The sequence below is a fragment of the Rudanella lutea DSM 19387 genome, from assembly GCF_000383955.1.
In the GTDB taxonomy this organism is placed as follows: Bacteria; Bacteroidota; Bacteroidia; order Cytophagales; family Spirosomataceae; genus Rudanella; species Rudanella lutea.
Genome location: NZ_KB913014.1, coordinates 159,439 through 183,782, shown reverse-complemented (window position 1 = coordinate 183,782; position 24,344 = coordinate 159,439). Strand labels below are relative to the sequence as shown.

Below are 24,344 nucleotides of genomic sequence, written 5' to 3'. Positions count from 1 at the left end.
CAATGACAACTGAAACACTAGACCTTAAGACATTGTACGCGGCCTTCCGGGCCGAAAACCCCAAAGCCCGCATCCGCGATGCTGCGGCTCAACTGGGCGTTAGCGAAGCCGAACTGGTGGCAACTGGCCTGGGCGAAACGGCCATCCGGCTCGATGGCGACTTCCGCGAACTGCTGAAACAGGTGCCTTCGCTGGGCTACGTCATGGCCCTGACCCGTAACGACAGCGTTGTCCACGAACGCAAGGGCGACTACCAAAACGTGTCGTTTAACGGCCATGTCGGGCTGGTACTGGGCGAAGACATCGACCTCCGGCTGTTCATGATGCACTGGAAACATGGCTTTGCGGTTAGCGAAAACGGTCGCCGGAGCCTGCAATTCTTCACCGGCGACGGCGAGGCCGTTCATAAAATCTACCTGACCGACCAAAGCCACGAAGCCGCCTATGACACGCTGGTAGCAGAATTTCGGGCCGTCGATCAGTCCGCCCATTTGACCATCGACCCCAAACCCGAGCCTGCTACCGAAACCCCCGACAGCGATATTGCCGTAGCGGACTTTCAGCAGGCCTGGCGCGATTTGCAGGATACGCACGACTTTTTCGGGATGCTTCGTACCTACAAGGTTTCCCGGTTACAGGCCATGTATCTGGCCCCAGAAGGCTTTGCCGTTCAGACTAGCTTCGACAAGGTAAAGCTCGTGTTCAAGCGGGTGTCTGAAACGGGTTTGCCCATCATGATTTTCGTGGGGAACCGGGGCTGTATTCAGATTCATACGGGCGAGGTGCGGAAACTGGTGCCGATGGGCCCGTGGTTCAACGTACTGGACCCTGCCTTCAACCTGCACCTGCGCGAAGACCACGTGGCCTCGGCCTGGGTGGTGAAGAAGCCAACGGTGGACGGTATCGTGACAAGTCTTGAACTGTTTGATGCCGCCGGGAATCAAATTGCTCTGATTTTTGGAAAACGCAAACCGGGCATTCCGGAGCAACAAGACTGGCGCGACGTAGTGGCCGAACTTGCCGAATAACCATGCTGCTGTTCGTAACTGCCATAGCCCTGATCGGGCAAACTCCCGACTCAACCGGCCCGGCCGACAGCCTGAAAAGCCGCGCCCTCAGCGAGGTGGTCGTCACGGCAACCCGGACGGAGCGGCCCATGGGCGCACTGCCTATGCCCGTGACGGTGATTGGGCGGGAGCAAATCCGGCAGATGGGCTCCCTGCGGCTGAACGACGTATTGCAGGAACAAACCGGCCTCGCCATTGTCACCGACCACGGACAGGGGCTGCAGGTGCAGGGCTTCGGGCCGGACTATACGCTGATTCTGGTCGATGGGGAGCCGTTGGTGGGCCGCACCGCCGGAACGCTCGAACTGAACCGGCTGGCGGTGGGCAACATCAAGCAGATTGAAATTGTGAAGGGGCCATCGTCGAGCCTCTACGGGTCGGAAGCCCTGGCGGGCGTTGTCAACATCATTACCGAAAACCCCTCCCGGACACGGGCGTCGGCCTCGGCCCGATATGGTGCCAACCGGACCAGCGACCTGACCGGCGATGTGGGCCTGCGTTTCGGGAAAATTGGGCTGTATGCGTTTGGCAACCGCTATGAGTCAGCCGGGTATGACCTGACGCCCGAAACCACTGGCCGCACCGTTTCGCCGTTTCTGAATCATACCCTTAGCGGACGCCTGACGGCTGATTTTAGCGCCCGGCTGAAACTGAGTGTGTCGGGGCGGTATTTTTCTGAGCGGCAGGACAACCTGCTGGAGATAAGCCCCACACAGGCGGTTGCCGGGCTGGGTCGTGTGACCGACCGGAATATCAACCCGGTATTGACCCACCGGCTGTCAGATGCCTGGAAGGTAACGTATCGGTACTACAGCACGTTGTACCGTACCCAAACCAACCTTGCGTATACAGACAGCCGTCAGCCATACGACCAAAGCTATTTCCGGCAGACGTTCGACCGGCCCGAAGTGCAGGTGGATCATTATCTAAACCAAAAGCATATTCTGACGCTGGGCGGAGGCTTCATTGCCGAAAGTGTGGAGGCAACCCGGTACACGGACCGTCAACGGTTCACGAACAAATACGCCTTCTTTCAGTACGAATGGTTGCCGACGAACCGCTGGGACATTATTCTGGGTGGGCGCTACGATGCACATTCGCAGTATGCCACGCAGTTTAGCCCCAAAGCATCGGCCCGGTATGAACTGACCAAAACGGTTGCCTTGCGAGGTAGCGCGGGCGTTGGTTTCAAAGCGCCGGACTTTCGGCAGCTGTACCTGAACTTCGATAATGCGGTGGTGGGCTACAGCGTCTTTGGTACGCACGAACTGGCCGCCAGCCTCGAACGTCTGCAACGGCAGGGGCAGCTTGCCGAGGTGCTGGTCGATCCGGCCGTATTTGGCGACATTCGGGCCGAAAGCTCCGTAGCGATTAATCTGGGCGTAGCTGCGGATTTCAGCCGGCAGTATAACCTGCCCTTCACGGCTAGCCTGAACCTGTTTCGCAACGACATCCGTGACCTGATTGAAACACAGGCCGTAGCGATGAAAACCAACGGTCAGAGCGTATTCAGCTATAAAAACCTGAATCGGGTCTTTACGCAGGGGGCCGAACTGGATGGCAGTTATCGGCTGACCGTTGGCGCTGGCCGACTGACCATCAGCGGTGGTTACCAGTACCTGGTGGCGAAAGACAAGGCCGTGGTGGAGCAGTTGCGGCTGGGCAAGGTTTTTCGCCGTAACGGGGAAACGTTAGTGACCACCCGCGTCAGGGCCAATGAGTACGGTGGCTTGTATAACCGCTCCCGCCACATGGCTAACCTCAAGCTGTTTTACGAACTGCCCCGCCAAGGGATAGACGCCAGTTTGAGGGGTATTTATCGGGGCCGCTACGGCTTTGCCGACCGAAACGCCAACGTCATTCTGGATGCCGACAACGAGTATGTCAGCGGCTATATGCTCTGGAACGTAGCGGCCAGCAAAACCCTGAAAGCTTTTACGGTTCAGGCGGGCGTCGACAATCTGGCCGGACATACCGACCCGCAGTACATCCCGAATCTGCCCGGCCGGTTGTGGTACGCTTCAGTCCGCTGGACGTTGCTGCCTACTCCGAAAGGCTCCTGAAGCGGGCTATTTTATCAACTTTAAACAGTAAAACCTATGCGATGCGCTTGTTCATGCCACACCCTGGCTACATCGACTTTGGGGCGGGTTATGCTACATGGCAATCTGGTCGTAGCGAGCTATCCCTGCCTGCTTGTGCAGTTTAACAACATTACGCAAAGGATGACCTATGACGACTTCCTGTCGCTGGAATGGACGGTTCGGAGTATCAACGCCAGGGCTTATTTCGAGCAGTACCCGAACGAAGAACGCATTCATCTCTGTACCTCGTCGTCAGATCTGTTCTTTAGCTTCCTTCCCGACGAACTCGTTGCGCTCAAAGCCATGCTGGCTCAGGCTGTAGCGCGTTTGCACTGGTACGTAGCACTCAATAAATCATTGAACTAGTAATTTCAATTCTCAACCTATGCAATCTGTCAAAATCACCTTTTTCGCCACACTAACGCTGTTTTCTGTATTCGGTTGTAACGATACCGATTCTCCGGTCGTTGAACCGGTTACCTCCCAAACCATCAAAAATCTCGCTGCCGACCCGGCTCAGATTAACCCACAGACCGGACAGCCGGTTGGCGCCACGAACCGGTTTACCCTGTTTAGCCTGGAAGACGGGGCGCAGGTGGCCAATAGCGATTCGGCCACCAACAAGTGGGACATTGGCTTCCGGGCCACCACCATCATTGTCAACGGCGGCAGTATCCGTTCGGGCAGAGGTGGCGCCTTTATTCATACCGGTACGTTTGAAGAGTTGAAAGCCATTCCGGCGGGCACTACCTTCGCCACCGACGAGAGCCCCGCCCAACTGGCTATTCCGGCAAGTTCGGGCCGGGGGTGGTATAACTATGCTAACACCATCATCACGCCCATTCCGGGTAAGGTACTATTGATCCGTACGGGCGACGGCAAATACGCCAAGGTCGAAATACTGAGCTATTACAAGGATGCCCCGGCCACGCCAACCTCCACCAGCCAAGGCCGATATTATACCTTCCGGTATGTGTATCAGCCGGATGGTTCACAGACCCTAAACTAGTCTATGGAATGCCGTAGGATCATTAGGTGTAGACTTGTAAAGCTGTAATTAATGTGAGTTATGGAAAATGGCTGACGCGAGGGGCTGCACCGGCCAGCAACTATTGGTGCGACAACTATTTGCGACAAGTATTATCCATACCTCACATTATAATTACTGAAGAAATCAGGACGTGTTCGTGACGGGTGCCCTAACAAACCGCTGCTTTGCCATGGCTTGTTAGGGCTTCATTCGGGCTAAATTCCCCTACACCGTTTGCAGATAAATGGCTTCGAGCTCGTTGGCGGTCAGGTCGCGGGCGTCCAGCGATTCGACCAGGTGCCCCGCCCGCATGATGCCGATGCGCGTCCCGACCTCGCGGGCCCGGAAAATGTCGTGGGTCGCCATCAAAATAGCTGTACCGGCCCCCGCCAGGGCCGTCAGGATCTCCGAGAACTCGTTACTGGCTTTTGGGTCCAGGCCGCTCGTGGGCTCATCGAGCAGCAGGGCTTTGGCCTGTTTGGCGAGCGCAATGGCGATGCCTACCTTTTGCCGCATCCCCTTCGAATACGTACCCACCCGTTTGGTGTGGGCTTCGGTTTGGAGTCCGGCGCGGTTCAGAAGTCCGTGCAGTTCATCGGTAGCATGACGAAACCCGGCCAGTTGGGCAAAGAAATCGAGGTTTTCCAGACCCGTCAGGTTCGGGTAGAGCATGACCGTTTCAGGCAGGTAGGCCAGAAAACGCTTCGTTTCCTGCGCGTGCCCGGCCACGTCAAGGCCGTTGACCAGCGCCTGACCCGACGTGGGTTGCAGAAAACCCAGGAACAGGTTGATGGTGGTGGTTTTACCCGCCCCGTTCTGACCCAGCAAACAATAGATTTCGCCCGGCAGAACGCTCAGGTTCAGCGCATCAAGCGAAGGGGGCTGCCCCGGAACATAGCGTTTGGTTAAGTTGATGGCTTGGAGCATATGGCTTGAAGGCGTTTAAAGGTGATAGATTGTTTGGCGGAACCGGAGCAGGCCCAATCCCCCGAAGAGGGCGCTGAACAAAAGCAGAGGGGCCAGTACCAAAACCGGGCTGACCGCTTCCGCATCCACAAACGTATCGACCTGGAAGTGGGTCCACTTTTCGGTTGATGCGGGTACGTTCGTGAAGATTTTAGGATAGAAATAGAGCCGTAGCTTTTCGTGGAACCGCGTCATGTAATCCAGAAAGCGAAGCTGATTACCCAGCCCGGAACGGGCCAGTTCGCCCAGTTGAAGCTGCGTGTGTAGCGTCGGAACAAACAGGGCGATGGTTCGGCTGGCCTGTTCGCGCTCCCGGAGCTTTTGACTCAGTTCGCCCGCCTGACCGGCTGATTCGTCGTCGCCCAACTGCTGCATGGCGTAGTACCACCGCCAGTCGAAAGGCATGGCCGTAACGGGCACCTGCCTGAACTGCGGGTAGTGGGCGTAGAACTTCTCCACCGTCGCCGTTTTGTCCATATCCCACTTTTCGTGGTAGCCTTTCCGCTGCGCCAGCGTGGTCGCCTGCGCTTCGGGGACGGGGTAGCGGGCCGTCAGGTAGGTGTTGATGCCCGCAGGCAGCACCACCAGTAGCAACAGCCAGATGCCGAGCAGCAGCATGGCGTTGGTGCTGGAACGCCGTTGCAGCGAAGCCACCCAAAAGCAGACGCTGAACCAGAACAGCATATACCCCACCGACGTACCCAGAAAAAGCCAGAACGGCCCGTCAAGCGGAATCCCCAGCAAGACCACGGCCAGGCCACTAATGAGCAGGAGTACAGCCAGCAGCACCGCGAGCCGGATCAGGAAAAGCCGACCGACAAAGCCCAGCAGATGCCGACTTTGCACCGCCACGAGCGCCCAGGTGCCAGCCTCTTTTTCGCCCGAAATAAGGGCGTAGGTGAAGGCGATAATCAGAAGCGGAAACAGGTAAATGAGCACAAAACTGAAATCGACATTCCCCAGTAGCAGGTTGGCCGGATTGGTCAGGTCGGCGTCGTATTTCTGGCCTTCCAGCGCCCGGATCGTCACGCTCTGCACCGACGGGTTGACGTCGCGTTGCCCGATGGCAAGGGCCGTAAGGGGGCGGGCCTGATTGACCACCGAGAATTTGAGGTAGTACAGCAGCAAGCCCAGATCGTTGTGGTGCAGGGCCGCCTGCCGGGGAAAATCGGTTTGCTGAAACGCGACCACGTCGGCAACGGCCTGCCTTTGGCGTTGGGCAAACTGGTTGCCGACCAGCAGTGAGATCAGCCCAATGACCAGCAGAAAAAGAAGCCCGATACGGGTGCCGGCCGAACGGATAAAGTGAATGAAAAGGAGTCGGCTCATATCAGACGGCGGTTAAGGTTTTGGTTGATCGTCTCGTCAGCAACACCAGCAAACCCGCCCAGAAAACAAAGGCCAGCAGCGAGATCAGTTCGTGACCCAACACGCTCGCCAGCGGGGGCAACTGGTAGGTAAAATCGGGCACTTCCTGCCAGTGCTCGTGGTCAATCTGAAGCGGTTTTTCGGTAGGCCCCGGCTTTATGTTGCTGATGAAACGCATCTGTAAGTCATTCATCTTCTGCGCCATGCCGTAGCGATACGCTTCAGCCTGCCGCTGAAAATCGACGTACGTGGCAAAGTCGGTGCCGGCCAGCGCCATCGACAGGTTGCGAATAGCCAGATACGGATTCACAAACGATAGGGTTTTCGTGAATCGGTTTTGCTGTTCGTAAATCGCCAGCAATCGCCCAAAATGGTTGTTGTACAGGCGGGCGCTGATTTTCTCGCCTTCGGCCATCACAAACCCGCTATAATTGAAGGGCAGTTTCTGCACCGAATTCACGCCGTACGCTGTCAGCAGCGAATCTTTGAGGCCCTTGTAATGCGGGTCGTTGGGGTTATGGCTATCTCCTTCTTTGAGCACATCGGCCTGCACGTCGGCCAGAAACCGGGCTTTCGAGGGGGCGGGATACAAATACGACCCGAGGGCCTGCGCGGCTCTGGGCAGCACCAGCGTGAGCATCAGCCAAAGGCCAATAAGCGAAACCAGGGCGGTTTTGGCCGTTTTGCTCTGCGCCGACACCAGCACGGCAATGACGCAGAAGAAACTCAGATACAGAAAATAGGCCCCCATCAGCAGTAGTAGCCGCAGGGTCTGATCGGCGCTGATACCGTCTTCCTGCAAGCCCAGCCAGAGCAAGGCCGTCACGGCCATCACCGGGAGGTACAGCGTAAGCATCACCGCCATCAGGCCCAGGCTTTTGCCGACCAGCAATTGCTGCCAGCTTACCCCCTGACTCAGCAGGAGTTTCAACGTACCCGTTTCGCGGTCGGTAGCTACCGTGCCGAAACCCAGAAAAAACACCAGCAACGGCAGGAGCAGTTGCAGCACCATCGCCATGCTGATCTCCCCGAATCGTAAGAGCCCCGTCGAAAAGCCGGCTTCAGAAAAGTTGACGCTGTTTTGCTTGTGGGCTTCCAGGTAGATGGTGTTGCCCAGAAAGCTCTCCATGCCCACATCGAACACACTCAGCGGGGCTTTGGGCCGGAAGGCAAAGTGGCCGTAGTGCGCCATACGGTGCGGGTGCTTATCAGGGTTACTCAGCCAGTCTTGCCGGGCCTGTTGCTGGTACTTGCGGCCCGTTTCGTTCTGCTGCCGAAAGGTGACCCACCCCGTAAAGGCGGCATAGATCAGCAACAGGCCCATCCCGATAAAAAGCCCGATAACGGCCCGGTTTTTAAAGGCCGTTACCCAGACATGACGGGCAATCAATCGTTGAATTCGGAGCGCCATACGTTAAAATCGGTACGTCAGGGTTAGCATCGTACTGCGCGGAGCACCGGGAAACAGGCGGAGGTAGTTCTGAGCACCAACCCAATACGTCTGATTGGTCAGGTTGTTGATGTTGAGGGCCACCTGCACATTGCTTTTGGCGGGTGTGTAGTACACGGCCATGTCGAAGAGCGTGTAAGCAGGTACTTCAAACGCCCGCGAGAACCAGGGAATCTTGCTGCCGCTGTACTGCATACCCAGCCCAATACCCAGATCACTCAGGGCTGAGTTTGTGCCGAAATTGTAGCGTGTCCAGAGGTTACCGCTGTGGCGGGGCGTGTTCTGTTTGCGAGCCCCCACCAGGCTGGTTTCGTTATCGCTGACGATGACCGCGTCGATGTAGCTGTACGATGCGTTGATTTGCCAGTTGGGAAGCAGATAACCGGCAATATCCATCTCGAAGCCCCGGCTGCGTTCGGCACCGCGCGTCACGAGCGAGTCGGGGAAAGCGGGCAGGTTGGCGTTAAGCAGCAGATTGCGCTGATTGATCTCATACACAGCTGCGTTGAGGCTGATACGCCCGCCGAACAACTGCGCTTTGGCCCCAATCTCCTTCAGGTCGCTCCGCAGCGGCTCAAACAGGTTGGCCGATTTGGCCGTATTGAAAAAACTGCCCGTATTGGGCATCAGCGTCACGGTGTTCGACTGTCCCTGGAAACCCTCCAGGTACGTTGCGTACACGTTCAAATTGGGCCGCAGACTATACGTCAGCCCCAGACGAGGCAGCAGGGCGCTTTGGGTAAACGACGATTCGCCGGGCGACTGATAGTTGGTGATATCCCGAAACGACTCGTAGCGCAGTCCCAGCAGCAGCCGGAGTTTGTTCCAGCGAAGTTGCTCCTGTGCGTAAACGGCGTGGGTGGTGGTGAGTGCCGCCGGAAAAGGCGTCCGAACGTTGAGCACGTAGTCACTGCTATTACGGATGGTGTAGCTGGGGTTCGCTAGATTAAAGTAGGGTACGTTGGGCCGGGGCAACGTTACGCCCCCTGTCGTAATGGTCTGGTAATTAGCGGCATTGGCTAGCACAAACGAGCCCGCTACGGAACCGTCTTTGAGCAAAAAGCCCCGGGCCGCATTCTGCCCACCGCCCTTGAGCTTCTGCCAGTCGGAGAGGTCGTAGCCCACCAGCAAATCGTGCCTAGCCGGGCCAGTATCAAAATTAAAATTTAGGTAAGCATTCAGGTTGTCGATGTTCCAGAACTGCTTTCGTTGCACAAACTGCATGGCCGCCAGCGACGTAACCGGCTTGTTGGTCAAATCAACGGCAAAGGCATTGGTGGTCCGGTGTTCCTGCAAATCCTCCTGCCAGGTCTGCTTCATGTACGACACATTGACGCTGATGCGGTCGGTGAACTTATGGGCCAGATTGCCGGTAATGATCAGCTCGTTGGAGTTGAAAAAGTCGTTGGCCGCGCCCAGATTCAGGCTGATGGGCGTGCTGTTCAGGTTGGTTTGGCCCGCTACGGCCCCGAAAATAGGCTGCCCCCGGTCGAGGTTACCGGCCGACCGGCTCAGAATCAGCTCGGCATTGAGCGCCGTTTTTTGACTGGGAGTGTAGGAGAACGACGGCGAAAACAGTAACGCGTTGTTCCGAACCAGATCGCGGTAGCTGCGGGCTTCCTGATAAGCCCCATTCACGCGGTACAGCAGGGTTTTACTCGCGTTGAGCGGCCCCGTAAAATCGAGCGTCCCCCGCAGGGTGCTGAAACTGCCCGCGCTCAGGCTTACCTCTTTGCGGTTGACCGCCAGCGGCTTTTTGGTCACCAGATTGATGCTCCCCCCCGGATCGACCGACGAAAACGACGCACTGGCAGGCCCTTTGAGCACTTCCACCCGTTCGATATTAGTCGTCAGCGGTTGCAGGAAATAATACTGCCGGGTGCGCATGCCGTTGATAATCTGCCCTTCTTCGTTCTGGCTGATGCCCCGAATGGCGTACTGGTTATAAAAACTGGAGGGTGTTACACCACTCACAATTTTCACCGCATCGGCCAGTTGAAATGCCTGCCGGTCGGCCATAAGTTCTTTGGTTACGGTGCCAATCGACTGCGGAATATCCTTGTTGAGCGCAGCGATTTTGGTAGCCGAAAACGAATACTCACTGTTGTAATCCCGGGCAACGCGCCCGATTACCTCCACGGTCTGAAGCTCGGACACTTCGGGGACCAGTTCAATCGTAAAAAAACGCTCACGGGCCTTTACCGTCGTGGTTTTAAAGCCAATAAACGAGACCTGCAATGTACCGGTGGCGGGCGCATCGAGCGCAAATTTGCCGGTACTGTCGGTGGCAGTTCCTTTGTTGGTATTGAGGAGTTTAACGGTTGCTCCCACCACCGGGCTTCCGGTCTGAGCGTCAATTACATTGCCCGTAATGGTCTGCGCTTGACTGTAAAATGAGCTGATTACCAGAAGAATCGTAAATAGGTGTTTCATGTAGGTTGTATTCAGAATACGGAGTGCTAGTCGGCTTTAGTTAACGTATTCAGGCGGTTTTGAATCTGCCGGATGTTGTTGAGGGTTTCGCGTTGCAGGTCGCGCATCTGCTCGGCGGGCAGGTCTTTCAGGGTAGCATCGGCATGTTTATGAGAATGCCCGCCTTTCCCGTGTTCATGCGTATGGTTGTGTGGCATGCCCGGTACTTCGACCAGATTTTCCTCCCATTCCTCAAAAGCCGTTTTAAGGCTATCAAGCGCGACAATACGGGTTGCGGCTTCGGGCGACTTTTGCGTAAGCAGAGCCTTTTTAAGTGAATCAACTTGCTCTAGTTGCGGCTCTATTGCGGCCTGAATCTCGGTGGCCTGCTGATGATATTGAGCAGCCTCAACAAGCAGCGGATCTTTCTTGTCAGTTGATGAGCAGGCGGCAAGGCCACAACCCAATAAAAGCGCACAGTATTGACGAATGGTTAGCATGGCTGTCAGATGAGGTACATTTTGCAACTGTGTTGCAAAACTACAATAATTGCAACTGTGTTGCAAAATGTGCCTCAGGAAATCAGTACAGCTGCGTATCCTGCCTCGTTTACAGTGTATATCATTTGACGTGCCCATTGTTACACGTTGTCGGTTGAGCCAAAGTCGTTGGGAAAGTTGAACGCATCGACCACGGTAACGTGCGTATCGAGCGGGGCAAACCGCGATACATCGATTCCCTTTTCTTCATCAACCGCAACGGCGGACCGCGCACCGGCGGACCGTCAGGAGAACGTCTGAGCCACCGGCAGAAGCTCGGATATACCGGAGGATTTAAGGAGCAGGTAGTCGAACCGGATTTCGCGGGCCAGTTTTTCGACTTCCGGCATCAGGTCGTCGCGCATGGTATAGCAAATGAAGCCGTTACTCATTTCGGCCAGCTTCTCCTCCGAACTCGACAGGATTTTCTGCTGAATAACCAACTATGCTTCAACGTTGACTTCGCTCATATCGTTGACAATAACGGCTACTCCAAGGCCCTGCTTGTCGTGCTGCACGTGGTTGAGCAGGGTTGTCTTGCCGGCCCTATTAAGCCGCTCAGCACTGTCTCTGATGTGTTTTCATAAGCAGACGTTAGTGAGCGTGGTGCGTACGGCAGTGGCGGATATTAGCCAGATGGGTAACAACAAGCCCCAGCGAAGCGGCATAGGCTAGATATTCAGCGATCGGACTGATGTCTTCGAGCAGTAAACCAGCCGCGAACAGGGCCAGAAAGCTCCACAAGGCTACTCGAATTGGCCCTGAAGTATGCCGCGAAGCCGACCAAACTGCCACGATGTTGATACCGATGAATAGGTAGTCAAGGCTTAGAAAACCGATTCGGAGCGTATCGTGGTTAAGCAGTGTTGACGTCATCACCGCCATGGGTGTAATCAGGCAGTGGATAATGCAAAGTACCGAGCCCGTGATGCCCAGATAATCAGCGCGTTGTTTAAGTAAAATTGATTTCATTCGTCAACATTATTTTTTGAGCGAAAGACTATTTAATCTTTAAAAATGCAACAATGTTGCAAATAGAAGGTTTCTCAGCGGATTAACCAAGCATATTGCATTATTTATTGCAACTGAGTTGCAATACGATTTCTTGTAGAGTAGAGATGATTACGCGGGCGAGTATATGTTTAAGGTATTCTTTGAGAATCCTTCTATTTCGATTCATACGCGCTCCATGTTGGCCCTAAATCCGAGCAGTACACCGGGGCAGATGCAGACCAGGCAAATTGAATAGGGCAAAAACAACGTCGCGGTATCCTGCATGATCAGTGATGTGTTCCAGAGGGTTCCGGGCTACCACCATGATTGTCAACGGGGGCAGTATCCGTTCGGGCAGAGGGGACGCCTTTATTCATACCGGTACGTTTGAGGAGTTAAAGGCGGTTCCGGCAGGCACCACCTTCGCCACCGACGAGAGTCCCGCGCAGTAGGCTATTCAGGCCAGCTCGGGCCGGGGGTGGTGTAACTCGCCAACATGATTATCACGCCTATACCCGGTAAGGTACTCGTGATTCGGACCGGCGACGGTAAGTTTGCCAGGGTCGAAATTCTGAGCTATTACAAAAAGGCTCCAACAACGCCAACCTCCACCAGCGAAGGCTATTATCATACCTTCCGGTACGGGTATCAGCCGGATGGTTCACAAAATTTAAACCAGTTTACGGTTCATCTGAGGATAAACATGAGTCATCACGAATATAACCCATGTTTGCCTCCTCCCTTTCTTACGGCTGGAGTTGCAACCTTCCCCCCGCCGTGAACACCGCCCGGCCGGTTGACTCGTAAACAATCTTCCCTACCCCGAACACGTCTCCCACCTGTAGCGTGTGCCGTAGCCGGACGCGCTCACCAGCTACCGGGACCCGATTCACATTCCATACCGTGGCATCGCTCCACAGCCCGTTTTTCACGGTGAAGATGTCGGCCAGTTCAACGGCCCCGATATCGACCCGACCAAAGGCGATGCGGGGATTGCCAAATAAATCAATCGTGGGCAGAGACGTCTCGGAATAAGGCGGATTGGCTACCGTAACACTGCCTGGGTTCCCGGCGTTAATGGCAGCCGAGCTGGCCAACAGAGCCACCGACGTAGCGGATCGAAAGGGGGAACTGGTGGCAGTCAGATTCGTGAGGCCACTGACGGTAGTGGCGGCATCGACCAGACAGTAGCGGGCCACCGTAACACTATTGACAAAGTTGACAATGGCATTACTGGCTCCGTTGTTCCAAAAAATAGAGTTGGTTACCAACGGAAAGCTATTGGAGTTATAAATGGCCCCGCCCTGATTGGCCGTATTGCCCTGGAGGGAACAGTTGGTCAAGACAGGGCTCCCGCTATCGTTGGCGATGGCCCCACCGTAAGCGGTAGCGGTATTGTTCAGGAAAGCACAGTTTGCCAGTTGTGGATAGGCTTGCCCCGCTGACCGTCCATCATTATGCATACCTCCGCCCAGACTAACGGCCGAGTTGTTCTGAAAAATACAGTTCAGAAGTGACGGACTGGCGGTACCGCCCACCCCATCGTTGTACATCCCCCCGCCTATGCTGCCAGCCATATTGTGTTGAATAAGGCAGTTGGTTAGTTCAGGACTGGCGCTGCCTCCCTGCTGACCATCGTTGTACATGCCCCCACCGTATGACGCAGCCGTATTGCCCTGAATGAGACAGTTGCGGAAGGCTGGATTACAGGCCAGTCCGGCCCCACCCCGCCCATTGTTGAAAACTCCTCCCCCGTAATTATTCGTGGAACCTCCATTGGCGTTGCCGCCCGTAATGACAAAGCCATCCAGCAGGGTCGCACGATCCGGCGTTCCGGTAGTCAATCCCTGCGGATTGCTGACAACATGGTAGCTGTTGTCGTTAGTGTTACCCACTGTGCCAATATCCCCGCTCAGCGTACTGCTGGATGGGCTACCGGGACGGCCTTCTGCCGTGATGGGGTTAACTGGTGGGCGCTGGCTCAGCATGGTCTCGGTGCCGAAAAAGCCCCCGTAAATAGAAACGCCGTTCTTCATGGCAAAACTGATGCTACGACTGGCGGGGCCAGTTGTGGTTGTGGGTTTATAGGCCCCACTGGCAACCCATATTTCGGTCAGATTTATCGGGCAGGCATAATTCAGCGCCTGCTGCAAATCGGGATAGGCCGTCGCCCAGCTTTGCCCGTCGCCCGGTACCGCCGTCTGACTGATGGATACATACAGGCGGGCAGGGTAAACGACCTGAAACTCTACCGCGCCAATGTCGACCCGACTATCGACGATACGGGGGTTCCCTGCCAGATCAGTTGTAGGTACAGCCGTTTCTGAGTAGGGGGCCGTTAGTACTGTTTGACTCAGTGGACTACCCGCATTGAGTGCCTGTGAGCAGGAGGTTAATGTCGCCGTAGCCGTGCTGGTGAACGGCGATGTGGCCGTGCTTATGTTTGTGGAGCCACTGATAAACGAAGACGCATCGAAAAGACTATAATTGGCGATAACTATGCCCCCTTGATTAAGTACGGGATTATTCCAGACAATACAGTTCGTCAGATCAGCTCTACTGAGACCTACGTTGCTATAATTATATAGGGCCCCACTGGGGCTCGTAGCTGTGTTACCCTGCAACGAACAGTTTATCAACCGTAGCAGCGACTGACCCGAATTTCGGCCATCATTATACATGGCTCCGCCATCTGAAGCAGCCTTATTATTCATAAAAGAGCAGTTGGTCAGCTGTGGATTCGATATGCCGTAATTATTTCCATAGTTATACATGGCCCCACCGGAAACGGTTGCCTGATTTCGCTCAAAGGAACAATTAGTCAGTTGAGTTCCTGTGTAGCTACCCGAAAAGAACCCGGCATTGTACACCGCCCCGGCATAGTTAGCTGTATTGTCCTGAAAGGTGCAGTTGGTTAGTTGTGCGTTTGTATCGCCAGCCTGCCCAAGGTTAGCCATCGCGCCACCAGTATCGGTAGCCGTATTGTCTCTGAATGCACAGTTAATCAGTTGCGGGCCAGCGTCACCGTTGTTCAAGGCCAAGTTCATCATGCCCCCGCCCAAAGCCGCCTGATTGTCCTGAAACAAACAATTACGGAAAAGCGGGCTAAAGGGGACACCCGGTCCTGGCACATAATTGAACACACCTCCTCCGTAACCGTTGTTGTTTAATCCATTGGCATTGCCCCCGGTGATGACAAAGCCATCCAGCACCGCCGAGGTGGTCAGTAACGGTACATTCGTAATGACATGGTAACTGTTATCGCTGTTGTTACCTACCACCCCAATATCGCCACTCAACGTACTGCCGGTTGGGGTTCCGATGCTGGGCTGCGATGCCCCGCCGGGCCCCGTAACCGGGTTGTTGGCAGGGCGCTGGTTCAGGCTTGTTTCCGAACCGCTAAACCCACCATAAATGGCTACCCCATCTTTCATGGAGAAACTGGCGGTTCGGGCGGTACTGCTGGAAGGCTTGTACACCCCGACGGCTACCCATACCTGATCACCGGGCCCGCTGGCGTTGATGGCCCCCTGTAAATCCGTGGTGCTGGTGGCCCAACTGGTCGTAGCCGACGTAGCGGGGGTGGTGCCCGTCGTGGTAACGTAGCGAACTTTCTGAGCAAACGTGGTTGCGCTACATAACAGCAGCATTGCCAGACTCAAACCAATACGGGTGCTAAAGCAGAAAGTAGACGTGCGGGGCATAGGATTTTTGCGGTAAGGCTTTGTCTGGGTGGGTCCTGAATCCGAGCATAGAGCTGATACTCTGCGGCCCCATAGGCTAGCCCACCCTGTTTACTTGTTAGCAAGCTATCCCAAATCTTGGAATATTACTATGCTACAAACCTAAAGGGCGGCCCCGCAATAGGCTATGTAATAGCGACTATCAGTTGTACGGAGAATGAATGATTCGGCTGTATAGCGGGTAAATTAGACGCTTACATCAAAATTCGTAGGTATTGTCGCCCTGTTCTAGTAATTCCGCCTGAATCCGGCGTGCTCCATAGGGATGTATAAGCACGTTGAAGCCCCGCTCAACCAATGGCTTTTCTTCTTCTATATCGGAATAACTGGCTCCGCGTCGGTAGCGGTAAAAAGCCGAGCGACTTACGGCAAAAGGTTGGCAAAGCAGTACTACTGATAACTCTGACAAACTCTGCACTAAGTCGTAAGTGCGTCGTAAGTCGCTCGGCTGAAAATGCTCAATGGAGCCGTCCAGCGGCCTTTTTTTTTCTCACGCTCGGTTTTGAGGTGGTGAACGCGCTCCTTCAACTGCTGGTTTTCTACGGAAAACTCACTGTCTTGGGTGTTATCTTTTTGGTGATCCTGACTCCGACTTTTCCATCGGTAGATGATGCTCTCGGAGATACGCAAGGCGTTGGCAATGTAGCTGGCGGTTTGGCCGCTAGCCAGCATTTTTAGTACCTGGGCCTTGAATTCGGCATCATAGTTCCGACGGGGTTTTGGTTGTTATTGGGTCTGCATGGTCCTGCGAAATTAAGCAAGTTCAGTGTGCCGCTAAACCAGACCATCACACGCTTCCTTATCCTCATCTAAGAACCATGTATGCTTGTTGTAATCTCGAGTTATAGCGATCGTATAGGAAAACTGTTCCCCTTAATAAACCATTCACTGCGGACAGCACAGAACGCTTTTGTGTAGATTAGTACGTACCTCGGTAGCGGTGGTCAACTCGTTTTTGCAGGGTGGGGTGCAGCGGAATCTGAAGGCCATCTGTTTGCTCAAGCCACTCCCAAATCTGACGTTTCATGTCTTTGGCAATTTCCTGATGAGCCGGACTCCGAATGAGATTATTGACTTCGAATGGGTCGGCTTTTAGGTCATACAACTCATTAGCATCCCACACCCCATGGTTGAAGATATATTTATAGCGGTCTGTACGTAAACCAAACATAGTGGGAGTTGATGGAAAATTGGCCTCCCAGTAGTACTCATAAAAGGCTTGATTTTTCCAGGCAACGGATTGCCCCTGCAACAGGGGTAGGAAAGAATCTCCCTGCATCTGAGCGGGTTTGGGCAGCCCGGCCCATTCCAGCAGGGTGGGCGCTATATCAATGTTCTGCACTACCTGAGTCAGTTTTGTCCCAGCCTTCACCACGGCAGGGCAGCGTATCAACAGGGGCACTCGCATGGATTCTTCGTACATGTGCCGCTTGTCAATTAGTCCATGTTCGCCAAAACTAAAGCCATTGTCACCCATATAGACCACCATAGTGGTTTCGGTCAGGCCGTTTTCATCGAGCCATTGTAGTACCCGCCCAACACTGTCATCAACACTCAGCAGTGTTTCGCAGTAACGCCGGTAGAAATCGTTAAAGCCAATACTGCCGTGATACATGTAATCGACCCCGTGCCAGCTACCGCGCTGGGCTTTCACCCAATTAGGTGTATCGGCCAAATTGACCTTTAACTGGCCGATTTCAGGGTCAATAGATGGACGTGGCCCCCAAATTTTACTACTGTCAGTAGCAGTCAGGTAAAATGAACGGGGGTAGTTAATGGGTATATTTGCATATACGTCTTTGTGCCGCCTGGCCGGTTGAAAATCGGCATGAACAGCCTTATGGGATAAGTACAAGGCGAAGGGTTTGCTTTTGTCCAGCGAGCCCATCCATTTCAGCGCGTAGTCGGTCAGTAAATCGGAGGTGTAGCTACTGTCGCCGTGGGCAACTTGTTTACCATTGATGTTAAAGGTAGGGTTGTAGTACACGCCCTGTCCTTTAAAGCTAAGCCAGTAATCGAAGCCAGGTTGGGGGGAATCTCCTTCAGTACCCATGTGCCACTTGCCAAGAAAAGCTGTTTTATAACCTGCTTTTTGAAGGTATTCCGGATAAAATTTCAGTCCATTAGGTAAGGGAGCTATGTTATCGACCACTCTATGTTTGTGGGGATACTGCCCCGTGAGGATGCTGGCACGGCTGGGCGAACAGAGGGCTGTACAAACAAAAGCATTCTGCACATGAGCTCCCTCATTAGCCAGTCGGTCGAGGTTGGGCGTTTGTAAACCTGCTACCTTACCGGTGAACCCCATAAAATCGTGGCGATGATCGTCGGCCAGAATGTAAATAATGTTTTTGGGTTTCGGTGCCGAACGGGGAGGGTGTGGACGGAAGGCCTGCAACATAGCGGCCAGTGTGCCTAAACAAAGGGCTGTGACAAGGAGGTTTTTCATTTGTTTGGAATTAGGTATTGGGTAAACCGCGTATGGGTCTATTGAGGAAATACATTACAGCCCCAGCCGCAACTTTGACAAGGCTATGGCTTACACTGAAATCGGTAAGATCCCCGAGGCTGTCGGGCTGGCACGGATCCCTTTTTCGACTCGTTCAATTCCCCGGTCAGGCTCGGCAACACGAATGGTATAGGCCCCTTCCGCAAATACCTTCGGGCGGAAGGTATTTCCTTTGATTCGGATCGAATAGACATGCTCCCCGGTCTTTTCTTCCCAGATTGTCACAACTGGATTATCAAGCCCATTAACCTGAATCTCCGGTAGCCAGGCACTGGCTTTTCGGCCATAATTATCTAACTGGTTGATCACAAGAGGCCATCCATTATATTGGCCTTCAGGAGCCTGTATCGGATCCACATACCGGGGCCAGCATTCCGTTCTGATTGTTCGCTCCGATTTGTCGAGGATTACAAGGCCATAGCCTGTGGCCCGGTCGTAAAGTTGAGCAGGCTCCCGACCTGTCTTTTGTGGGTTTGCAACCGCCATCACCGTCATGCGATTTCCAAATCCATCCCGAAAGTTTCCGGTATAGGCCGGTTGCCCCGGCAAAGGAGTATGACCTTCGGTGGGTGGCCACCAACGACGGGGGAAGGTGTTGTTCAGTGCCGGTCCGGCAAAGGCAAATCCAGCATCTGCAAATTCTTCCACCCCGTATTGCACATAGCTGCCAATATGCTGATCTCCAGCTATATGAAAAGCAAACCCCTTCCGAATTAATTTAACGGCTTCATCCCGACCTCTCTGAGGCCATCCATTGGAGTCCATGTCTGCGGTGGGAGCGTCGCCGGTGACGTACTGCCCTGGTTCAGGTATTGGAAGACGTGGCACGATCTTGTCGATCAGACTTCCTTTTGGCAACGTGGCTACTGTACAGAAGTTCGTTTGAGACAGTACGACTTTTAACCGCACACCTTGTCGCCAGTCTTCAACCCACTCTTTCAAAAAATCCATTTGCCGCTGACCGAGCAGGTCTGCCTCCAGATTTCGATACGTTTTGATGTCGAATTCTGGATTCTGGATGAAGCCGTTTTGTACGTTGGCTTCGGGAGGAAGCACATTCTTAGGAGCTGGCTTGAACTTTCGGTCTTCTAAAATGGCAAAACTAATGCCCCCGTAAATCCAGTGGGTATAATACACACCTATCCCCTGACGAACTGGGGTGGGATCATAGGGGTCTGGTAAATGACTGGTTTGGGTGCGTTGCACCATATTTACCCATTCAGGGGGCATTTTATAGCCACCCTGGTCTTGGGCTGCATAGTCCCAACCTTTGTCTGTAGGGGCTTGCTTTCCGCCCTCACCCCAGATATTACCGTGATAAACATCGTGATCGTCAGGAATGATAGCACAGGGTATGTGCCGAAATATATCGCGGTAAGACCAGCCAAACATATACCACTTGCGCAGGTAGTCCAGTATGGCTTTCGGTAATGGGCTGGTTTGTATGCCAAATCCTCCCGTAGATTCGTAAAACTGATCCCCTAAAAACACGGCCAGATCTGCCTCCTGTTTCGCTACATGTTTTACGACTTCGCCATCCGGAAAGCCATGATCTGCGTTGCAACTGAACACGGCCACTCTCACCTTTTCTGCCTGTTTGGGTTCTGGAGTCAGCGTGCCGTGATACTCGTAGGCTTTGTTGCCCTTACGCAGGGGCAGCGTCAAGACCAGCCGGTACGGTACAGGTTTTCGAATAGCCCAACGATCCACCCGAAAGTGAGCAGTACGGCTTTGTGGGTCAATGGGTTGGGTTAACAGGGTTTTCCACGTCTTTCCCTGACGGACCTGTAGATTTAACTGTTGGCTGGCAATCGTCTCAACCGGGGCTAATTGAGCGGTAAGTTTCAGGGTTTTATTATGAAAGGTGTATTGGGCAAAGCAAATAGGGCCAAAGGTCTGGTCTGGGGAATGGGTCATTTTTGCACCAGACAGCGACCAATCAGAAAACGAATAAGTATTCGGCTCATTAGCGGTTTGTTGGGGCTGGGGCATATGAGACACTAGGGCGATATTCCCCACGAGTTGAGCGTTTGGGATGGCCAGGGTCTGAACTTCTCCAAGCAACTGATCCGTGTCGGATGCTCGGGCCGAAAGCGTAAGTGTATACTGCCCGGATGAGGGTTCAGCCAATAGCCGCAGCCGCAAAGGCTTTCGCATCGACACGGCAAGCTGGCTCCTGAGTTCACCGATGAAAAGAAAACCCTGATCCGACAGGCCTACATCGAGCCCTTTGCCAAAGACGGCAGCAGACCGGTAGTCTTTGAAGGGTCCCTTGGCTCCCAGCCGTAAACCAGCATAACCTTGCCCGGAGCCGGACTTTATCCGAGAGGGATCAACAATTACCTGTGTTTCAAAAGGCAGGAGTTGCTCGCCAAGCTGGCAAGTGAGCCAGTAGAGCGTACGGTTTATGTCCTGTGCGGTGCATTCTACTTTACCGTCACGCAAGCGCCAGTCTTGCAGGCGATTCCCCCAGAATTCGGGGCCAACCCAGTCCATATCCGGCCACCCTTGCCACTGACTATGCTGGGAAGGTATGGAGGGGTCGTTTGTTGAAATTCCCGGACGGAGTAAGTTATTGTCCAGTAGAGACTTTGGGGTCAATGCCCCCATGGCAATGGCTTTGAGCGTATGGCGACGATTCATTTTCAGAAAGGTAAGTGTCTGTTTAGTTTAGCTTGTCTGGAACCGGAAAGAGCTCAAAATCAGAATCATTGACCCATGAAGCTTTTACTTTCTCCCCGTTGAGGTATCTCTCATAAAATCCGTTTACTTCTCCACTATACGGATAGGAATCGAATACAGCTCCGTTACCAGCTTGCCGGGGGTCGCCCTGTGACCGAAGTTCCTGTTCCATCTGGGTTCGTAGCTTTTTCATCAGACGGCGGTAGTCCGTCTGGGAAGCCAGGTTTTTCACACAGTCCGGGTCGTTCTGTAAATTATACAGCTCATCTGTTGGTCTCTTGCCAAAGTTCATCTGCCAGTACTGGGTTTTCTCACCCCGGCGCCGTCCGTTCAAAATCAATGTCTTGGTTGCTCCGCCATCGGTGTTCAGATAACCGGTTTCCGGATTGCCCGCAGGCCAGCGGCTGGTCTCGTAATTTCTAACGTAAAGGAATCCACCCTTGACAATGCCGCGTATAGGATAGCCCCAGTCGTGGGGTCTGCCTACATCGTGGCGTTCTTTGCCAATCAACACGTGATCTCTTAGCGGATTCACCCCTTCATTTTTTGCAGAATTAAAAAGATCTGTCAACGTCTTGCCTTCAATCGGCTGCATTCCTGCCATTTGTTGGTTTAGGCCAGCCAATTCCAGAAAAGTGGGGGCCAGATCAATAAAGCTTACGAAATCCTTTATCCGTCGGCCTGGGTTTTGAATACCTCCCTTCCACATGATAGCCATAGGTACATGGTTAGAGGCCTCGTAGGCCTGCCCCTTCACGCGAGGGAAAGGCATTCCGTTGTCGGCGGTCACAACAACAATGGTATTTTCAAGTTCACCGCGTTCCTCCAGCAGTTTTAACATTTTCCCTAAATGCTGGTCGAAGTACTCAAGCTCAAAGGCATAATCGAGCATATCCGTACGGACGGTATCCGTATCGGGCCAGTAGGCCGGTATTTGCTTTATTTCGTTCGGTTGTTTTCCTGCCCGTAGCGAGGAGGCATATTCATAGTCTCGATGGGGCTCAATAGAACCGTACCAGAAGCAGAACGGTTGATTTACATCCTTCTTTTGATCGAGAAAATCGCGAAAGTTCCCGGTGTAATCTGCCTTTGAAATGCCAGTCGAGGGTGGAGTTAAGGTCCGCCCATTGTAGGCTTTACCCGTCAGTTCCCGCCTTTTGCCCCCTACCTTGCCAGGATTTCCAGGTCCCCAGCCTTTAACCGTATGGCCTACCCAATATTGGTGCTCGTCAAGTGCCTCCATAAACGTTTTGAACTTAGCTGGAAAATCAGGAGAGTGGTTTGCTGCTTCTTCAAGCTGCCAGGAGTGGCGACCGGTGAGCAGACACGAGCGGGAAGGTGCACATTTTGCATTGGGAGTGTAAGCGTTCATAAACAAAAGTCCTTCCCTGGCGATCCGGTCAAAAGCGGGTGTTTTTACCCAATCAGTACCGTAAGCTCCCATAAAGGGAAAGGAGGCATCATCGGCCATACAAATGAAAATATTGGGGCGCTTCTTCTGCCCTTGAGCAACGGATCGGTGAGCCATTCCTGAAAGCACAAACAGGATCAAAGGGAATAGGGCTGAATACAATAGGTGTTTCATAAATCAGATAAAGAGTGTTATCCTGGACTGTTCCTTTGCCAGCACTTTGTGCTTTGGGCGCTGAGCCTACCGTAATCCCATGTTCTTCAGTAGTCAGTTGACTTAAATCGTTCCCGACTGACTGGATTTGCTTTGTTTGCTTGACAAAGTGGAATGTCATAAGCCCACCAATCAATTAGTTTAAGGCAAAGCGAATCATTGACATTTACTGACTGTCAATGCATTTTCTCAGTCTCGCAGGCCTGAAATGAGTGATCTGCCGGTAAACCAGATTATGCCAGAAGTTGCTAATTACCTCGGCAATTACGTAGAGAAACGGAGTCCGTTCCTGGTCACTAAAAACACGTACAGCTAAGCACTTCGGGCACCTTCGTACCGACAAAAAACGACGCCATTAGCCGGGATACTTACTTCGATAGAGCCCTCCTGAATTGGAAGAGTTGCGTTATTCCAGATGTCGTGGAGTTTATAGGTGGTTTTGGCAGTACCCACATTGGGCAAGTGGGCCAACCCTAACTCTTTCACGGACAGCTTCACTAACTGGCCCTGATCACTTCGGTTAAAAATGCCGAACCACCCTGCACCGAACCTGCTTTTTTGATTAGTCAACCATACTTCTGTCTGGTTCTTATCATAAACCAATACGCCAGTGTTCCCATTTTGATTACAGGCCAGCATGTCAGCGTTGGTGATTAAGGCAAGGGAATAGTCATCGAGCGTTGGTAAATCACCTCCCATCATTAAGGGGGAAGCCGCTAACGCCCGAATAGTGATAAAGGTTTGCATCTCAGTCTTTGAAAGGAATGAGGTTCGCGCGTTACCAAACCCTGACATCCTAACCTCACGGCCACTACCTTCATATTCAGCCGGCTGCATGAGTTGAAGTTGGCCAAATGGAATCATGTCCAGATCAGGCCAAAAACCAGGTGTGCCTAATCCCTGAAAGAGTCGCCACCGGTTGAAAGCCGTTTTAAAATCTTCTACGCGATCCCATATATCGTAAGTAATTCGGACCATTTGGGCCTGTCGATAGTAAGGCAGGTCCCGCAGATTAGTCGTATTTCCCGGCGACAGACTGTAAAGCATCGGGCGGCCGCAATTGCGAATGGCTTCCCCAATCATCAAAATTTCATCCGGGAATGGTATTAAGTCATCCACCTTCACCAGATCGACACCCCATTGGGCCAGTTTCCTAAATACACTATTGTAATAGTCCTGAGCTCCGGGCTTACGAACATCTACTCCGTATGTATTTGGATACCATTTGCAAATGCTACTTTTGTCCACAATATCGGCGAGCCGGTAGCGCGAGCCGGCAATTGGTAAATTCTGGTCAACGGCAGCCCGCGGAATGCCTCGCATCAGATGAATCCCAAACTTTAAACCCTTGGCATGAACTTGATTAATGAGGGGTTTGAGTCCGTTAGGCCAATAGGTTTTGCCGGGTTCGAGCAACCCGTTTTTGTCCATTGCCAATACAGAAGCGTGCTTTTCTTTCGGATATAATGTTCCAGGAATAAGGGCATATTCGCCCGCCCAGCCCCCATCAATCACAAAGTATTCGTAACCATGCGGTTTTAGCAGTTTCTCAAAGGCTTCAAGATTCTCAAATGCGGCTTTTTCGTGAAGGTACACCCCATATGAATTATAACTGTTCCAACCCAGTGGCGGTGTTTGTGCCAGGAGAGATGCTGGTTTAGGGGCGGGCTTCTGGGCGAGTCGTTTTTCACCCGGGATTAGCGAAGCAAAGGCACCACTGACCGTACGTTGCAAAAAAGTGTGCCGGTTCATTCCGATTGATCTGGTTAACCTGTGAACTATAATGAGTAATTCAGGTCGGCATACTACAATGGGCCTGGGGTCTAAAAATTGCCCCAGGCATTCCATTGTTCCCTAACCAACCTATTGTTAATGAG

General features: G+C 53.3%; 17 protein-coding genes and 2 pseudogenes. 5 read left to right on the top strand and 14 right to left on the bottom strand.

Annotation, left to right across the window (positions count from 1 at the left end; genetic code table 11):
• The first annotated feature begins 2 nt into the window (after positions 1-2).
• From RUDLU_RS30220 to RUDLU_RS0126495, 4 genes are all read left to right on the top strand, one after another.
• On the top strand, positions 3-1,028 hold the full coding sequence (locus RUDLU_RS30220; RefSeq protein WP_027303403.1) for a hemin-degrading factor: 1,026 nt from the start codon (positions 3-5) through the stop codon (positions 1,026-1,028).
• 2 nt (positions 1,029-1,030) lie between these two features.
• The gene (locus tag RUDLU_RS0126505) at positions 1,031-3,130 is read left to right on the top strand and encodes a TonB-dependent receptor plug domain-containing protein (RefSeq protein WP_019991479.1); all 2,100 of its coding nucleotides are present in this window, start codon (positions 1,031-1,033) and stop codon (positions 3,128-3,130) included.
• 162 nt (positions 3,131-3,292) lie between these two features.
• Positions 3,293-3,517, top strand: coding sequence for a hypothetical protein (locus tag RUDLU_RS0126500; protein WP_157580848.1), 225 nt, complete (start codon positions 3,293-3,295; stop codon positions 3,515-3,517).
• A 19-nt stretch (positions 3,518-3,536) separates the two neighbouring features.
• Positions 3,537-4,160 carry an HmuY family protein gene (locus RUDLU_RS0126495; protein ID WP_019991477.1) on the top strand — a complete coding sequence of 208 codons (624 nt, stop codon included), beginning with the start codon at positions 3,537-3,539 and terminating at the stop codon, positions 4,158-4,160.
• A 246-nt stretch (positions 4,161-4,406) separates the two neighbouring features.
• Here RUDLU_RS0126495 and RUDLU_RS0126490 read toward each other — a convergent pair whose 3' ends face one another.
• The 7 genes and pseudogenes from RUDLU_RS0126490 to RUDLU_RS0126460 all read right to left on the bottom strand — a co-directional run bounded on the left by RUDLU_RS0126490 (position 4,407) and on the right by RUDLU_RS0126460 (position 11,888).
• On the bottom strand, positions 4,407-5,108 hold the full coding sequence (locus tag RUDLU_RS0126490) for an ABC transporter ATP-binding protein (protein ID WP_019991476.1): 702 nt from the start codon (positions 5,106-5,108) through the stop codon (positions 4,407-4,409).
• Between the two features lie 15 nt (positions 5,109-5,123).
• Complete coding sequence (locus tag RUDLU_RS0126485; RefSeq protein ID WP_019991475.1) at positions 5,124-6,476, bottom strand: DUF3526 domain-containing protein; 1,353 nt, start codon at positions 6,474-6,476, stop codon at positions 5,124-5,126.
• A 1-nt stretch (position 6,477) separates the two neighbouring features.
• Positions 6,478-7,926 (bottom strand): ABC transporter permease, encoded by a 1,449-nt coding sequence (locus RUDLU_RS0126480; RefSeq protein ID WP_019991474.1) that lies wholly within the window; start codon positions 7,924-7,926, stop codon positions 6,478-6,480.
• Between the two features lie 3 nt (positions 7,927-7,929).
• Positions 7,930-10,398 carry a TonB-dependent receptor gene (locus RUDLU_RS0126475; protein WP_019991473.1) on the bottom strand — a complete coding sequence of 823 codons (2,469 nt, stop codon included), beginning with the start codon at positions 10,396-10,398 and terminating at the stop codon, positions 7,930-7,932.
• Positions 10,399-10,424: 26 nt separating this feature from the next.
• Positions 10,425-10,877, bottom strand: a complete 453-nt coding sequence (locus RUDLU_RS0126470; RefSeq protein WP_083940695.1) for a hypothetical protein — start codon at positions 10,875-10,877, stop codon at positions 10,425-10,427.
• Between the two features lie 143 nt (positions 10,878-11,020).
• Positions 11,021-11,535, bottom strand: a pseudogene (locus RUDLU_RS29500) (CobW family GTP-binding protein); the annotation flags it as partial.
• Entirely contained in the window at positions 11,511-11,888 is a 378-nt protein-coding gene (locus RUDLU_RS0126460) for a MerC domain-containing protein (protein WP_019991470.1), read from the bottom strand. The gene RUDLU_RS0126460 and the pseudogene RUDLU_RS29500, both read right to left, overlap by 25 nt.
• A gap of 314 nt (positions 11,889-12,202) precedes the next feature.
• Here RUDLU_RS0126460 and RUDLU_RS30215 point away from each other — a divergent pair, with 314 nt between their 5' ends.
• On the top strand, positions 12,203-12,361 hold the full coding sequence (locus tag RUDLU_RS30215; protein WP_019991469.1) for a hypothetical protein: 159 nt from the start codon (positions 12,203-12,205) through the stop codon (positions 12,359-12,361).
• Between the two features lie 294 nt (positions 12,362-12,655).
• Here RUDLU_RS30215 and RUDLU_RS0126450 read toward each other — a convergent pair whose 3' ends face one another.
• From RUDLU_RS0126450 to RUDLU_RS0126420, 7 genes and pseudogenes are all read right to left on the bottom strand, one after another.
• Positions 12,656-15,613 carry a choice-of-anchor Q domain-containing protein gene (locus RUDLU_RS0126450; RefSeq protein ID WP_019991468.1) on the bottom strand — a complete coding sequence of 986 codons (2,958 nt, stop codon included), beginning with the start codon at positions 15,611-15,613 and terminating at the stop codon, positions 12,656-12,658.
• Positions 15,614-15,851: 238 nt separating this feature from the next.
• The gene (locus tag RUDLU_RS29955; RefSeq protein WP_157580846.1) at positions 15,852-16,061 is read right to left on the bottom strand and encodes a hypothetical protein; all 210 of its coding nucleotides are present in this window, start codon (positions 16,059-16,061) and stop codon (positions 15,852-15,854) included.
• Positions 16,062-16,069: 8 nt separating this feature from the next.
• Positions 16,070-16,354, bottom strand: a pseudogene (locus RUDLU_RS29490) (transposase); the annotation flags it as partial.
• Between the two features lie 217 nt (positions 16,355-16,571).
• A complete protein-coding gene (locus RUDLU_RS0126440) occupies positions 16,572-18,101 on the bottom strand; it encodes a sulfatase family protein (RefSeq protein ID WP_019991466.1) in 1,530 nt (509 codons plus the stop codon).
• A 90-nt stretch (positions 18,102-18,191) separates the two neighbouring features.
• Positions 18,192-20,804: an alkaline phosphatase D family protein gene (locus tag RUDLU_RS0126435; protein WP_019991465.1), complete on the bottom strand. Its 2,613-nt coding sequence runs from the start codon at positions 20,802-20,804 to the stop codon at positions 18,192-18,194.
• A 22-nt stretch (positions 20,805-20,826) separates the two neighbouring features.
• A complete protein-coding gene (locus RUDLU_RS0126430; RefSeq protein ID WP_019991464.1) occupies positions 20,827-22,428 on the bottom strand; it encodes a sulfatase family protein in 1,602 nt (533 codons plus the stop codon).
• A 351-nt stretch (positions 22,429-22,779) separates the two neighbouring features.
• Positions 22,780-24,219, bottom strand: coding sequence for a glycoside hydrolase family 27 protein (locus RUDLU_RS0126420; RefSeq protein WP_019991462.1), 1,440 nt, complete (start codon positions 24,217-24,219; stop codon positions 22,780-22,782).
• Between the last annotated feature and the right edge of the window lie 125 nt (positions 24,220-24,344).

Excerpts from the sequence above, each read along its gene's own strand:
- RUDLU_RS0126480 (WP_019991474.1), bottom strand. The coding sequence starts at position 7,926 with ATGGCGCTCCGAATTCAACGATTGATTGCCCGTCATGTCTGGGTAACG.
- RUDLU_RS0126460 (WP_019991470.1), bottom strand. The coding sequence starts at position 11,888 with ATGAAATCAATTTTACTTAAACAACGCGCTGATTATCTGGGCATCACG.
- RUDLU_RS0126440 (WP_019991466.1), bottom strand. The coding sequence starts at position 18,101 with ATGAAAAACCTCCTTGTCACAGCCCTTTGTTTAGGCACACTGGCCGCT.
- RUDLU_RS0126500 (WP_157580848.1), top strand. The coding sequence starts at position 3,293 with ATGACCTATGACGACTTCCTGTCGCTGGAATGGACGGTTCGGAGTATC.
- RUDLU_RS0126420 (WP_019991462.1), bottom strand. The coding sequence starts at position 24,219 with ATGAACCGGCACACTTTTTTGCAACGTACGGTCAGTGGTGCCTTTGCT.
- RUDLU_RS0126485 (WP_019991475.1), bottom strand. The coding sequence starts at position 6,476 with ATGAGCCGACTCCTTTTCATTCACTTTATCCGTTCGGCCGGCACCCGT.
- RUDLU_RS0126470 (WP_083940695.1), bottom strand. The coding sequence starts at position 10,877 with ATGCTAACCATTCGTCAATACTGTGCGCTTTTATTGGGTTGTGGCCTT.
- RUDLU_RS0126490 (WP_019991476.1), bottom strand. The coding sequence starts at position 5,108 with ATGCTCCAAGCCATCAACTTAACCAAACGCTATGTTCCGGGGCAGCCC.
- RUDLU_RS0126450 (WP_019991468.1), bottom strand. The coding sequence starts at position 15,613 with ATGCCCCGCACGTCTACTTTCTGCTTTAGCACCCGTATTGGTTTGAGT.
- RUDLU_RS30220 (WP_027303403.1), top strand. The coding sequence starts at position 3 with ATGACAACTGAAACACTAGACCTTAAGACATTGTACGCGGCCTTCCGG.
- RUDLU_RS0126475 (WP_019991473.1), bottom strand. The coding sequence starts at position 10,398 with ATGAAACACCTATTTACGATTCTTCTGGTAATCAGCTCATTTTACAGT.
- RUDLU_RS30215 (WP_019991469.1), top strand. The coding sequence starts at position 12,203 with ATGTGTTCCAGAGGGTTCCGGGCTACCACCATGATTGTCAACGGGGGC.
- RUDLU_RS0126495 (WP_019991477.1), top strand. The coding sequence starts at position 3,537 with ATGCAATCTGTCAAAATCACCTTTTTCGCCACACTAACGCTGTTTTCT.
- RUDLU_RS0126505 (WP_019991479.1), top strand. The coding sequence starts at position 1,031 with ATGCTGCTGTTCGTAACTGCCATAGCCCTGATCGGGCAAACTCCCGAC.
- RUDLU_RS0126430 (WP_019991464.1), bottom strand. The coding sequence starts at position 22,428 with ATGAAACACCTATTGTATTCAGCCCTATTCCCTTTGATCCTGTTTGTG.
- RUDLU_RS0126435 (WP_019991465.1), bottom strand. The coding sequence starts at position 20,804 with ATGAATCGTCGCCATACGCTCAAAGCCATTGCCATGGGGGCATTGACC.